Source organism: Dermacoccus sp. MPR-E5 (genome assembly GCF_058809565.1).
Window position 1 is genome coordinate 123,989 of the sequence record NZ_JBXASS010000001.1, and the last position, 12,588, is coordinate 136,576.

Sequence of the window (12,588 nt, forward strand, 5' to 3'; positions counted from 1 at the left end):
GTGAGGGGGGCCGACGGCGTTGTCGGGGCACGGGTCGGTAGGCTGCGGGCGTGTCATCGACGAAGGTGCTCGTCCTCGGCGGAACGAGTGAAGCCCGCGCTCTCGCAGCACGCCTCGACGAGCTGGGGATCGCGTTCGTCAGTTCCTTGGCCGGGCGCGTGTCGCGGCCAAGGCTGCCGGTCGGCGACGTCAGGATCGGCGGGTTCGGCGGCGTCGCAGGGCTGACGGCGACGCTGCGCGACGACCGCTTCACGCACGTCGTCGACGCGACGCACCCGTTCGCGGTCACGATGCGTTCCCACGCGGTGGCTGCCTGCGCGGCCGCCGACGTCCCGCTCGTGCGCCTCGCGCGCCCCGGTTGGCGTGAGCACCCGGATGCGCCCACCTGGCACTGGGTCAGCACCTACGCCGGCGCGCGGGCGCTCGTCGACGCGCAAGGGTGGCGTCGACCGTTCGTGACCACAGGGCGTCAGACACTCGAGCACTACCGCGGTTGGGACGACAAGGCCGCGCTCGTGCGCATCGTCGAACCGCTCGACATCCCCGCGCCGCCCGCGTGGACGGTGTTGCACACCCGCGGCCCGTTCGACGTCGACACCGAGATCGCGACGATGCGGGAGCACGCCGTCGACGTCGTCCTGACGAAGGACTCCGGCGGCAGCTACACCGCCGCGAAGCTCACCGCAGCACGCGAACTCGGCGTCCCCGTCGTCGTCGTCGCACGGCCCGCGGCACCGGCCGGGCTGCGTGAGGTGAGCACGCTCGACGAGGTCGTGACGTTCCTGCGGAGCTGACGAGCGGGGCTGTTCCTGCGTTCGAATACGCGCGCGGTTCGGCTGTGCCCGCACACGCGAACCGGTCAGTTCATCGTGCGACGCCGCGCGAGGAGACGCGCGCCGAGCGCGAGGACGAGGACCGTGCGTCCGACGCGTCGGGTGAGCCGTACCGCACGCGGGATGTCAGTGACGTCGACCGCGCGTCCGTCGCCGAGTTCACCGCGATGCTCGGTGCGGCCGGCGTACACGTTCGTCCCGCCGAGGCGCACCCCGAGTGCGCCCGCGGCGGCGGCCTCGACGGGCCCGGCGTTGGGGCTCGGATGCGCGGGGGCGTCACGGCGGACGGCGCGCACGACGTCGCGCACGCGCGACGGCTCGCCCGCCACGACACAGCTGATCGCCGTCGCGAGCACGCTCACACGGGCCGGAACGGCGTTGAGGACGTCGTCGAATCGTGCCGCGGCCCAACCGAACTGCTCGAGCCGCTCGGTCCGGTGCCCGATCATCGCGTCAAGCGTGTTGGCGCAGCGGTGCAGCACGACACCAGGCGCCCCGAACCCCGCGCCCCAGACGAGGGTTGCCGCGACGGCATCCGACTGGTTCTCGGCAAGCGACTCGACGACGGCCCGGGCCATCTCGTCGGGGCCTGCCTGCGACGTGTCGCGTCCGACGAGCGAGCGAATGCGGTGACGAGCGCCGTCGAGGTCGTCCGCAGCGAGCAGGTCGTGCACCGCCATCGCCTCGCGCTCCAGCGAACGTCCGCCGAGGGCCGCCCACGTCACCAGCGCCGTGATGAGGGTGCGCGTCAGCGGCCGGCGTCGATCGAAAACGAGCGCACCGGCGACCGGCGGAGCGAGCGTCACGACGAGATACGCGATGCCCCGCAAGCGTCGCGGCGCCCACAGCCGGTGCTCGCAGGTGGCCGCCCAGCCACCGAACCAGGCGACGGGGTGATGCCGGGCCGGGTCACCCCAGCGCCGGTCGGCGAGATACCCGAGCGCCACACCGGCCGCGATCGGATCCCAGCCGGCGCTCGCGCGCGCTGTCCGCGTCACAAGCCCTGTCCGCGTCAAGAACCTTGGCGCGGCGGTGGTCGTCGCGCCGCGCGAGACCGCACCGTCGAGGTGCGCCATTTGCGTGAGTAGAAGGCCGGTCACGATGCCCCCGATGGGTTCTTGGGCTCGCCCTTGATCACGAGGGGGCAACCCGCCACGACGAGGACGACGTCGTCGCACGCTCGCGCGAGGCGCTGGTTGAGGCGCCCCAGCTCGTCGGTGAAGAGGCGCCCCGACTGGTAGGGAGAGACGAGACCGAAGCCCACCTCGTTCGTCACGATGACGAGGTCGTGTTCGAACGCCGTGATCGCCGCGACGAAGGCATCGGCCCGGGCGGCGTACCGCTGGTGCCACGTCGGCATCGACGGGGGCGGGGGCGTCGATGGCTCCTCGTCGCCTCGGCGAGGGCCTTCGCCGGTGTCAGAAACCCAGGCGCCGGATTCCTCGAGGGCGGAGGTCAGCCACGAGCCGACGTCGTCGAGCAGGAACGGACCGTGGATCTCGGTGAGCGCGCAGGGAACATCGACCGACTCGAGGCTCGACCAGTGTGACGGCCGCCGCTGCTGATGGGCTGCGACGCGGGCACGCCACTCGTCGTCGTCGGGACGTGTCGGCCCCGTGGCCAGGTACGTCGCGGGCGCCTCCCACAGCAGGCGTTCGGCGTACGTCGACTTGCCCGAGCGCACGCCGCCGGTGACGAGGACGCGGCGCGGGGCGCTCATCGCCAGACTCCGAGCGTGAGGACGATGAGCATGACGGTGAGGGCCACCTCGATGCCGGCTCCCATGACGTCACCCGTCAGGCCGCCAAAGGTGCGGGTCGCGCGACGAGCGAGCCATTCCAGCGCGGCGCCGGAGGCGACCGAGGCGGCCAGTGGAGCGGTGAGAAGCGTTGCGCCGGTGGAGAACCCATCGTCACCTGAGGCATCAGCCAGGGCAGATCCGCCGACGAGCACCAGCCATCCCACGACGCTTGCGGCGACGAGCTCCGGGGTCCGGACGGCCGACAGCACGACGGCGCCCATCCCGTCAGGCCGTGCAGCGCTCCACCGTCGGTGGGCGAGGGTCGTGCACGCCACCCGCGAGACGATGACGGCGGCGCCGGCCAGCCACGGCGCGTCGAGGAGCGCCGCGAAGCACGCCGTCTGCACGCCGGCCGTCACGACGACGGCGATGACACCCATCGGGCCGACGTCGCCACGCTTCATCACCTCGAGGGCGCGCTCCCGGTTCCACCCCGCGCCGAATCCGTCGACGGTGTCAGCCAATCCGTCGACGTGCATGGCGCGCGTGCCGGCCGCGAGGGCAGCGACCGCGCAGAAACCGGCCACGAGCGGAGGCGCGTCGACCCAGTGCCCGACGAGCAGGACGAGCGACGTCACCACAGCGAGCGGGACGGCGGCCAGGGGCGCGAGGGTCATCGCCCAGCGCGCCACCGGCGTGGTGATCGGCGGGATCGCGCCGACGGGAATGACGCTCAACGTCCCCGTCGCGAGGCGCAGCCCCTCCCATGCCGGTCGGGTGACGACAGCGTCGCTCATCACGCCGCTCCGGTGTCGTCGGACGACGCATGGAGCCGGGTGCCGTCGAGAGCTGCGACGACGTCGCCGATCACGGTGATGGCAGGTGCGCCGAGGCCGGCGTCGGCGACGGCGTCCGGCAACGTCGCAAGGGTCGCCACGACGCGTCGCTCGCTCGGCATGGCGCCGTCGGCGATCGTTGCGGCGGGCGTCGAGGCGGGCAGGCCACCGTCGACGAGTGCCGATGCGATGGCGCGCAGGTGCGCGACGCCCATGAGGACGACGAGGGTGGTGCGGGTGCGGGCCAGTGCCGCCCAGTCGAGATCCGAGCGCGGGTCGCCGGGCGCGACGTGCCCCGAGACGACCGTGAACCCCTGCGATGACGTCCGGTGCGTCACGGGGATGCCGGCGAGCGCCGGCACGGCGATCGCCGATGTCACCCCCGGCACGACGTCGACGCTGAGACCGGCGTCTCGACAGGCGATCACCTCCTCGCCGCCGCGACCGAAGACGAAGTTGTCGCCGCCCTTGAACCGCACGACGTCACGCCCGGAGAGCGCGTGCTCGACGAGCAACCGGTTGATCTCCTCCTGCGGCGTGAACGCGCCGCGCGGAATCTTGCCGACGTGGATGATCGTCGCGTCGGCTCGGGCGTGTACGAGGGCGTCGAGGGGAGCGAGGCGATCGCAGACGATGACGTCGGCGCGCTCGATCGCGCCCAGCCCGGCGACGGTGAGCAGGCCCGGATCACCCGGGCCGCCGCCGACGAGCGTCACTCGCCCAGGACGCTTGGCCTCACCGGCAGGTCCGTGGGGAGCCTCCTCGCCCGGCTGGTTGACGGTGAGGCGACGCACTTCGTCATAGCGCAGCGGATCGGCGTCCGTGACGAGTCGGCACAGCCCGCGTGAGGCGAGGTCGTCGAGGTGGGGTGCATGAGGGTCGGGAGCCTGGAGGTGGGGAGAGCTGCGGTGAGCAGCGCGGGCGCTCGCGTTCTCGCCCACATCCAGAAGGACATCGACCTGTGCCCCCGCGCGGGCGAGTTCGGCGATGATCCCGGGCAGGCTGGGGCCGAGCACCCCCGGCCCGTGGAGCAACACGCGCGTCACGATGCGGCCTCCCCGCTCTGGCGGAACGCGTCGAACGCGGTGAGGAGGGCATCCGTCGTCAGCGGGTCTCGGACGGCGAGGCGCACCCACGAGCCGTCGAGGCCGGGAAAAGTGTCGGCGCGGCGTGTCGCGAACCCGGCGTCCCGCCACGCGGCGTGCGCGCCCGCTCCGACGCGCGCGAGTACGAACGGGGCGGCCGACGCCAGCACCGGCACGCCGCGTGAACGCAGGCCGCGGTCGAGATGCTCGCGCCACTGGCTCGTCTCCTCGGCCCACTCGGCGACCTGACGCGCGGCGGGGGCCGTCATCGCGTACCGCGTCGCCTCGAGGGCGAGTGAGTTCACCGACCAATGCGGCTGCTGCGCGCGCAGCGTCGCGATGAGGGCCGCGTCGCCGACGACATGGCCGGCGCGCACCCCGGCGATCGACCACGTCTTCGTCAGCGATCGCACGACGAGCACCCCGGTCATGTCGCCACCGATGAGGCTCTCGCTCTCACCGGGCACGAGATCCATGAACGCCTCGTCGACGACGAGCACGCGTCCGGAACCGCGCAGCTTCTCGAGCTGCGCGCGCGGGTGGAGCACGCCCGTCGGGTTCGTCGGGTTGCCGAGGACGACGAGATCGGCGCCGTCGAGCGCCGCGACGTCAGCGTCCCCGAGGTGAGCACCGGAGCGGACGTGGAGCACGTGCGCCCGGGCCGGGCACCCGGCGCGGCGCAGCGCGGCGTCGGGCTCGCTGAACTGCGGGTGGACGACGACGGGTGCGCGCGGCGCCAGCGCCCGCGCGATGAGCGTGAACGCCTCGGCTGCTCCGTTCGTGAGGAGCACCTGCTCACGCGCCAGCCGATGGTGCGCGGCGACCGCGTCGGTGGCGGTGCGTGCATCGGGGTAGTGGGCCGCCTCGTCGAGCACGCCGCGCAGGGCGTGCCGCAGGTTCGCCGGGGGCGTGCTCGCACGGACGTTCACGGCGAAGTCGACGAGCCCGTCACCGACCTCGGCGTCACCGTGATGCTCGTCGCCGGGCGTCGCACCGCCCGGCAGCGCCGCGTCCACTCGCGCGTCGACACGCGGGCGGGGCAGGCTCGGCAGCGTCGTCGCGACGAGGCCCAGGCCCGCCGCGCGATGCGTGGCGGCGGCGAAACGGTCTGCGAGCTCGGGGTGCCCCGCCCAGTGCGTGTGCAGGTACGAGGCGTGGACGGTCGGCTCGCTGCCGGAGCCGTGGGCGGCGGAGAAGCCGTCGGCACCCGCGTCGAGCAGCCAGGCCGCGTGGCCCCCACCTTCGCCGTCACCGGCGGCCGGCGTCGTCAGCGTGCGGTGGAACTCGTGGCCGCGCACCCGCGTGCCCGCGTCGGCGAGAAGCGTGTCGACGGGTGCTTCGGCCTCGCGGTAGCCCAGCGTCAGCCGTGGTGACATCGCCGCCGTCGCGGGCAGTACCCCGGAGAAGCGGTGACCGTCGACGGCCTCGAGGAGATAGAGCATCCCGGCGCACTCGGCCACGGTCGGCAGCCCCGACGTCACGGCGTCGCGCAGCTGGGCCAGCAGGCTCGTGTTGGCCGCCAACGAGCGCGCGTGCACTTCGGGGAAGCCGCCGCCGAGGTAGAGCGCGCGGGTGCCGGCGGGCAGTGCGCGATCACGGACGGGGTCGAACACGACGGGTTCGAGACCTCGCGCGCGCATCATCTCGAGCGTCTCGGCGTAACGGAACGTGAAGGCACGACCCCCAGCGACGGCGACGACGGGGGCGTCCCGCCCGGCCGTCGTCGGCGCCGCAGACATGGGTGCGGGCGACCACGGTTCGTCAGCGAGATCGGGTGCGCCCGAGGCGATCTCGAGCAGCGCATCAAGGTCGATGTGAGCGGCGGTGCGTTCGGCCAGTCGGTCGAGTGTCGCGCGTGCGGCGTCCCGTTCGTCGGCCGGGACGAGTCCCAGATGCCGTGACGGGACGCTCACCCCCGCGTCACGCGGCAGCACACCGAGCACCGGCACGCCGATGCGTTCGCACGCGCGCCGCACCTCGCCTGCGTGACGTTCGGAGCCGGCCTTGTTGAGCACGACGCCCGCGACGTCGAGCTGCGGGTCGAACGTGCGCAACCCGTGGATGCTCGCGGCGACCGAACGCGACGAGGAGCTGATGTCGACGACGAGGACGACGGGGGAGTGCGTCAGCGTCGCGACGTGCGCGCTCGAGGCGAACCCCTCCGTGCCGAGGCGCCCGTCGAACAGCCCCATGACGCCCTCCATGACTGCGACGTCAGCGGGCGACGGCGTCATCGCGCCGTGCACGAGCATCGGTGCGACGCGTTCGGGGCCGACGAGCCACGGGTCGAGGTTGCGCCCGACGCGTCCTGTCGCGAGCGCGTGGTAGCCGGGGTCGATGAAGTCGGGGCCGACCTTCGCGGGCGCCACCTGCAGGCCGCGTGCGGCGAGGGCGGCCATGACGCCGACGCTCACCGTCGTCTTGCCCTGCCCGGACGCCGGCGCGGCGAGCACGACGCGCGGCAGTCGCGTCACCATTCGATACCTCGCTGGCCCTTCTGGCCGGTGTCGAAGGGGTGCTTGACCTTCGTCATCTCGGTGGCGATGTCGGCCACCTCGAGCAGCGCCGGGTGCGGGTCGCGCCCGGTGATGATGACGTGCTGATTGCCGGGTCGCTCCGCCAGGGTGCGCGCGACCTCCTCGCCGTCGATCCAGCCCCACTTGATCGGGTAGGTGAACTCGTCGAGCACGTACATCTGGTGCGTCTCCGCCGCGAGGCGACGCTTGATCTCGCGCCAGCCCTCGAGCGCGTCCGCGGCGTGGTCGGCCTCGGTGCCGCCCTTGCGCGACCACGACCAGCCCGAACCCATCTTGTGCCACTCGACGGGCCCGCCCCGGCCGGTGCGCTCATGCACCTCGCCGAGCGCCATGAGCGCCTCCTGCTCGCCGATCTTCCACTTCGCGGACTTGACGAATTGGAACACGCCGATCGACCACCCCTGGTTCCAGCCGCGCAGTGCCAGCCCGAACGCCGCTGTCGACTTGCCCTTGCCCGCGCCGTAGTGGATGGCGACGACGGGTCGGTTGCGGCGCTGACGCGTCGTCAGGCCGTCGTCCGGGGTGACGGTCGTTTCTCCCTGGGGCATCAGGCGGCCTTTCCGTGCGGCGCGCGAGCGGCGGCGACGGCGTCGACGAGGCCCGAGGCGGAGACGTTCTCGAGGGGCACGTGCGTCGCGCCCATGCGGTGGGCGAGGTCGGCGGCTAGGCGCATGCGGAAGCGTCCGCTCTCGCAGTCGACGACGACGGTGTCGACGCCGAGGCCCGGCCACGCCGACGCGGTGCGCTGGGCGCAAGCGAGGGCATCGGGCCCGCTCGTGGCGCGCCCGTCGGTGACGACGACGACGAGCGCGCGACGGCGCGGGTCGCGGCGGCGTTCACGTTCGAGGGTGCTCGCGGCCAGCGTGAGCCCTTCCGCGAGGGGCGTGCGTCCGCCGTGCGGTAGCTGTGTCAGTGCCGCGGCCGCCCGATCGACGGACGACGTCGGGGCGAGCAGGACGTGCGCGTCGGCGCCGTTGAACGCGACCAGCCCGACCTTGTCGCGACGCTCGTACGCATCGAGCAGCAGCGACAGTACAGCCGTCTTCACCTCGTCCATGCGTTTGCGCGCCGCCATCGAACCGGAGGCGTCGACGCAGAACAGCACGAGATTCGACTCGCGCCCCCGCAGCCGGGCGTGACGGACGTCGTGCGCCGCGATGTCGAGGCGGCCCCGCGTCCCCGCGGTGCGACGCGACGCTGCGCTCGTGATGGTGGCCGTGACGTGGACGCGGCCGGTCGTCGTCGGGGAGACACCGATGACGCGTCCGCGCGTCGTCTCGGCCGCGCTGCGCCGACCGGCCTCACCGCGACCGACACCGCGCACCTCGAAACGGCGCGGACGGTACGGCGTGCCCGCCGAGGCCGTGCCGACGGCGGCGGCTGCGCCGGTTCGCTGCTCGGAGGACGGCTGCTCCTGGGAGGACTCCTCCGCATCGGACGGCGAATCGTGCTGCGGATCAACCGAATCCGACGAGGACTCAGTCGCCCGATCGCTCGATGCCGGTGGCTGCTGCGAGCCAGCCGGCGGAGGCCCGTCGTCGTCGTTGTCAGGCGCGTCGTCACCGTCACCCGGTTCGCCGTTCGGGTCGTCGTCCGAACCACCCGACGGGGGCTGCGGATCGTCGGGGCATTCGGGGTCGGTCGGCGGTTCGGGTTCTTCGTCGAGCAGCCGGTCGAGCAGCTCCTCGTCGAGGCCGGGCGGGTCGAACGGCCCGCGTCGGCGACGGTGCGACAGCGCGAACCGGGCGGCGATGCGGATGTCCTCACGCGTCACTCGGTCGCGCTCGCACCACGCGGCGTGGGCGCGCGCCGCGCGGGCGATGACGATGTCGGCGCGCATGCCGTCGACGTCGAATCCGGCACACACACGGGCGATGGTGCGTAGCGCCCACGCGCTCAGGTCGACGCCGTCGAGGGCCTCCTGCGCCCGGACGATGCGTGCCCCGAGCTCGGCCTCGGCTGCCGCGTAGCGGGCAGAGAACGCGTCTGGGTCGGCATCGAAGGCGAGACGTCGACGCACGACCTCGGCCCGCTCGTCGGGGTCGCGGGAGGCATTGACATCGACCGACAGCCCGAAGCGGTCGAGCAGCTGCGGGCGCAGCTCGCCTTCCTCGGGGTTCATCGTCCCGACGAGCACGAAGCGGGCCGGGTGCGTCACCGACATGCCGTCACGTTCGACGGTGTTGCGACCCATCGCCGAGGCGTCGAGCAGCAGGTCGACGAGGTGGTCGGCGAGCAGATTGACCTCGTCGACGTACAGCAGCCCGCGGTGCGCCTGCGCGAGCAGACCGGGGTGGAACTCGGTGCGGCCGGCGCCGAGGGCCTGCGCGAGGTCCATCGAGCCGGTGACGCGGTCGTCGCTCGCACCGACAGGAAGTTCGACGAGGCGCGTCGGGCGTCGCTCAGCGGTGACGGCCGCGTCAGCGCCGATCGGGTGCGGGCCGTCCGGGCAGTCCGGCGCGGGCTCGGCGGGGTCGCACGAGAAGCGGCACCCGGCGACGACGTCCACCCGCGGCAGGACGCCGACGAGACCACGCACGATCGTGGACTTCGCGGTGCCCTTCTCACCCCGGACGAGAACGCCGCCGATAGCGGGGGAGATGGCCGTCAGGACGAGGGCGGTGGACAGGTCGTCGGCGCCGACGACGGCGGTGAAGGGAAAACGGGGCATCAGTTCGCCTCCTGGCAAGTGACCACGCTTGCCGCTCGGGGGGCACCGACGCCGGACGACGCCAGTGGTCGCGGCGACGTCCTGGCTTACCCCGTCGGGGATCACAGTGGCGGGACCGCTGCCGGATTCGCACCGGCATTCCTCGCGCGCGACGGCCCCATCATGACAGACGCCGACGCCGCCCGAGGCCCCGGCGGGGCATAGGGTGTCGCCCATGATCGAGGTCGTCGGCATCGAGGACGGTGGGTGGGCGCTGCTGCCCGCCCACCTTCGGCAACTCGTCACGGACGCTGACGTCGTCGTCGGCGGGCGACGGCACCTGGAGCTGCTGCCGCAGGTGGAGGGCCAGGAGCGCCGCACGTGGCCGCGCCCGTTGCGCGACGGGCTGCGCGAGCTCCTGTTCCATGCCGATGACCATGCCCATGGGCGCGCCACGTCGTCCGACGCCCACGAGATGGACGATGCCGCGTCCGGGCGCGTGGTCGTGCTCGCCTCCGGCGATCCGCTGCGCTCGGGTGTCGCGACGACGCTCATCGACGAGTTCGGTGCGGGCGCCGTTCGCGTCCATCCCGCACTGTCGAGCGAAACCCTCGCGCGCGCCCGGATGGGGTGGGCGGCCGAGAGCGTCGACGTCGTGACGACGGTGGGCCGCAGCATCGAGCGAGTGCGCCCGTTCGTCACGCCCAGAGCGCGACTCGTCGTGCTGTGCTCCGACGCGCGCGGCCCGGGCGAGCTCGCCGCGCTGTTCGTGCAGTCGGGAGCACCGGAGGCGAGGCTGACGGCGTGGTGGCACCTCGGCGGGCCCGGGGAAGGGTCGCTACAGGCCACCGCCCAGGGGTGGCCCGACGGGGAACGCGACCTCGCCGAGCCGATTCCCGACCTCGTCCTCGTCTGCGTCGAGGTGCCCGACGAACTGGGCGCGGCCGACGTCGTCGGGACGGTTCCGGGCCGCGCCGAGACGTGGTTCGGCAATGACGGGCTCATCACGAAACGCGACGTGCGGGCTGCGGCACTCGCGCGATTGCGCCCCACGCGCGGCGCGCTGCTCTGGGATCTCGGCGCCGGCTCGGGGGCCGTCGGCATCGAATGGGCGCTCGCCGCGCCCGATGCTCGCACCGTCGCCGTCGAACGCGATGCCGTACGCGCCGAACGCGCCCGCGAGAACGCCCGCGCCCTCGGAGTCGATCATCGCGTCGACGTCGTCGAGGCGAGCGTCCACGATGTAGCCGTCCACGGCGCGCAGCACCCCGATGGCACCGCCTGCGGCCCCTGCCGTGACGGCGTCGCTCGCCCCACGAGCGACGCCCGTCACAGCGCTCCCGATGCGGTCTTCTTCGGTGGCGGGCTGAGCGCTGAGGCTGTGGACGCTGCCCTCGCGGCTCTACGCCCCGGTGGCCGCCTCGTCGCTCACGCCGTCACGCTCGAGAGCGAGAGCATCCTCCTCGACGCCTGGCGCACGCATGGCGGCGACCTCACGCGCCTGGCCGTCGAACACCTCGAACCCCTCGGCCGACTGCACGGCTGGCGCCCCGCGCGCGCCGTCGTCCAGTGGAGCTACGCGAAGGATCTGACATGACCGTTCACTTCATCGGTGCCGGCCCCGGCGCCGCCGACCTGCTGACGCTGCGCGCGGTGCGCCTGATCGAGAGTGCGCAGGTGTGCTTGTACGCCGGCACCTACCTCGACGACGCCGTCCTCGCCCATTGCCCGCCGGGCGCGCGCCGCGTCGACACACAGCACCTCACCCTCGACGAGATCATCGACGAGATCGTCGCCGCGGATGCGCTGGGGCACGACGTCGCGCGTCTGTGCTCGGGCGACCCTTCCGTCTACAGCGCCGTGGCCGAACAGGGCTGTCGCCTCGACGCAGCCGGTATCGCCTGGGACGTCTGCCCGGGCGTGCCGGCCTACGCGGCCACAGCCGCGCGTGTCGGACGCGAGCTGACGGTGCCCGAGGTGACGCAGTCGGTCGTCCTGACGCGTGCACAGCGCGATTCGACGCCGATGCCGGCGGGTGAGGAGCTCGCGAACTTCGCGCGGACGGGGGCGACACTCGTGCTCCACCTCGCGATCCGTCACACGCGGCGGCTGGCACACGAGCTGGCCGAGCACTACGGCACCGACTGTCCCGTCGTCGTGGGCTCGCAGGTCAGTAGCCCCGACGAACTCATCCTGCGCGGCACGCTCGCCGACATCGCCGATCAGGTCGAGGACGCGGGGCTGCGGCAGGCCGCCGTCATCCTCGTCGGGCCTGCGCTCGCGGCCCACGGCTTCGCCGAGTCGCACCTCTACAGCTGCAGCCGCGAACGAACGTGACGCACGAGAGCCACCGCGTCATCGGCGGTGGCTCTCGGGTGGCCTGCTCGGTCGGTGTCCTGACCGGCGTCGCTCAGAACCGGTGCGTCGGGTTCTGCCCGTCGACGTCGTTCGTGCCGTTCGCGCCGGGGTAGGGGCCCTGTTGCGCCTGGTAGGGGCCGTTCTGGGTCTGAGGACGCTGCTGTTGCGCGAAGGCTTGCTCGCGCTGCTTGCGACCGCGACGCACCATGAAGAACAGGACGAGCGCGGCGACGACGAGCAGCGGCAACCCGATGAACATGAACACGAGCCCGCCGAAGAACCGCCCGACCCCGCCGCTGCGACGCTTCTTGCGGGACGGCGTGCGCCGCCGCTCGGGCTGCTGCCCGATGGACTGATGGTTCGTCGACGCGTCGACGAACGCGACGTTCTGGGCACCGTGCGCCGCAACGCCTGCCGTCCCAACGCCCCCGGTCACAGCTGCGGCTCGTGCTGACGACGCAGACGAGACGCTGGTCGACGCGGCAGTCACCGACGTGGGTTCAGCAGCGGACGCCGGGCCCGCGCCTTCGACGAGCAAGCAAACGGCA

11 protein-coding genes and 1 riboswitch are annotated in these 12,588 nt (G+C 72.9%); of the genes, 3 read left to right on the top strand and 8 right to left on the bottom strand.

Translation table 11 applies throughout. The annotated features are described in order from the left end of the window. Positions 1 to 50 precede the first annotated feature (50 nt). A complete protein-coding gene (locus AC1RS9_RS00515) occupies positions 51 to 794 on the top strand; it encodes a cobalt-precorrin-6A reductase (protein ID WP_115296181.1) in 744 nt (247 codons plus the stop codon). Between the two features lie 65 nt (positions 795 to 859). On the opposite strand, the gene AC1RS9_RS00520 is transcribed toward AC1RS9_RS00515, so the two are convergent. The 7 genes from AC1RS9_RS00520 to AC1RS9_RS00550 are packed head-to-tail and all read right to left on the bottom strand — an operon-like array spanning position 860 to position 9,703. Beyond that, a complete protein-coding gene (locus AC1RS9_RS00520) occupies positions 860 to 1,909 on the bottom strand; it encodes a cobalamin biosynthesis protein CobD/CbiB (protein ID WP_492920152.1) in 1,050 nt (349 codons plus the stop codon). A 20-nt stretch (positions 1,910 to 1,929) separates the two neighbouring features. Further along, positions 1,930 to 2,553, bottom strand: coding sequence for a bifunctional adenosylcobinamide kinase/adenosylcobinamide-phosphate guanylyltransferase (locus AC1RS9_RS00525; RefSeq protein WP_074045279.1), 624 nt, complete (start codon positions 2,551 to 2,553; stop codon positions 1,930 to 1,932). After that, positions 2,550 to 3,371: an adenosylcobinamide-GDP ribazoletransferase gene (locus AC1RS9_RS00530; protein WP_074045280.1), complete on the bottom strand. Its 822-nt coding sequence runs from the start codon at positions 3,369 to 3,371 to the stop codon at positions 2,550 to 2,552. Before AC1RS9_RS00530 ends, AC1RS9_RS00525 begins: the two co-directional genes overlap by 4 nt. Further along, positions 3,371 to 4,456: a uroporphyrinogen-III C-methyltransferase gene (cobA, locus tag AC1RS9_RS00535; protein ID WP_115296183.1), complete on the bottom strand. Its 1,086-nt coding sequence runs from the start codon at positions 4,454 to 4,456 to the stop codon at positions 3,371 to 3,373. Before cobA ends, AC1RS9_RS00530 begins: the two co-directional genes overlap by 1 nt. Next, complete coding sequence (cobBC, locus tag AC1RS9_RS00540) at positions 4,453 to 6,969, bottom strand: bifunctional hydrogenobyrinic acid a,c-diamide synthase/histidinol phosphate aminotransferase CobBC (RefSeq protein WP_492920155.1); 2,517 nt, start codon at positions 6,967 to 6,969, stop codon at positions 4,453 to 4,455. Before cobBC ends, cobA begins: the two co-directional genes overlap by 4 nt. Further along, positions 6,966 to 7,580, bottom strand: coding sequence for a cob(I)yrinic acid a,c-diamide adenosyltransferase (cobO, locus tag AC1RS9_RS00545; protein WP_006945423.1), 615 nt, complete (start codon positions 7,578 to 7,580; stop codon positions 6,966 to 6,968). Before cobO ends, cobBC begins: the two co-directional genes overlap by 4 nt. Then, positions 7,580 to 9,703 (bottom strand): VWA domain-containing protein, encoded by a 2,124-nt coding sequence (locus AC1RS9_RS00550; protein ID WP_115296184.1) that lies wholly within the window; start codon positions 9,701 to 9,703, stop codon positions 7,580 to 7,582. Before AC1RS9_RS00550 ends, cobO begins: the two co-directional genes overlap by 1 nt. 78 nt (positions 9,704 to 9,781) lie before the next feature. After that, a riboswitch (cobalamin riboswitch) is annotated at positions 9,782 to 9,845 on the bottom strand. Between the two features lie 72 nt (positions 9,846 to 9,917). Between AC1RS9_RS00550 and cbiE the strand changes: the two genes are divergently transcribed. Then, complete coding sequence (cbiE, locus tag AC1RS9_RS00555; protein ID WP_492920158.1) at positions 9,918 to 11,279, top strand: precorrin-6y C5,15-methyltransferase (decarboxylating) subunit CbiE; 1,362 nt, start codon at positions 9,918 to 9,920, stop codon at positions 11,277 to 11,279. Beyond that, positions 11,276 to 12,019: a precorrin-4 C(11)-methyltransferase gene (cobM, locus tag AC1RS9_RS00560; protein WP_492920160.1), complete on the top strand. Its 744-nt coding sequence runs from the start codon at positions 11,276 to 11,278 to the stop codon at positions 12,017 to 12,019. Before cbiE ends, cobM begins: the two co-directional genes overlap by 4 nt. Before the next feature lie 73 nt (positions 12,020 to 12,092). On the opposite strand, the gene AC1RS9_RS00565 is transcribed toward cobM, so the two are convergent. Continuing rightward, the gene (locus AC1RS9_RS00565; protein ID WP_492920162.1) at positions 12,093 to 12,476 is read right to left on the bottom strand and encodes a phage holin family protein; all 384 of its coding nucleotides are present in this window, start codon (positions 12,474 to 12,476) and stop codon (positions 12,093 to 12,095) included. Positions 12,477 to 12,588: the final 112 nt, after the last annotated feature.

What these genes read in the sequence shown, in the direction of transcription:
- AC1RS9_RS00530 (WP_074045280.1), bottom strand. Translation starts at nt 3,371, where the DNA reads ATGAGCGACGCTGTCGTCACCCGACCGGCATGGGAGGGGCTGCGCCTC.
- cobM (WP_492920160.1), top strand. Translation starts at nt 11,276, where the DNA reads ATGACCGTTCACTTCATCGGTGCCGGCCCCGGCGCCGCCGACCTGCTG.
- AC1RS9_RS00550 (WP_115296184.1), bottom strand. Translation starts at nt 9,703, where the DNA reads ATGCCCCGTTTTCCCTTCACCGCCGTCGTCGGCGCCGACGACCTGTCC.
- cbiE (WP_492920158.1), top strand. Translation starts at nt 9,918, where the DNA reads ATGATCGAGGTCGTCGGCATCGAGGACGGTGGGTGGGCGCTGCTGCCC.
- AC1RS9_RS00525 (WP_074045279.1), bottom strand. Translation starts at nt 2,553, where the DNA reads ATGAGCGCCCCGCGCCGCGTCCTCGTCACCGGCGGCGTGCGCTCGGGC.
- cobO (WP_006945423.1), bottom strand. Translation starts at nt 7,580, where the DNA reads ATGCCCCAGGGAGAAACGACCGTCACCCCGGACGACGGCCTGACGACG.
- AC1RS9_RS00520 (WP_492920152.1), bottom strand. Translation starts at nt 1,909, where the DNA reads ATGGCGCACCTCGACGGTGCGGTCTCGCGCGGCGCGACGACCACCGCC.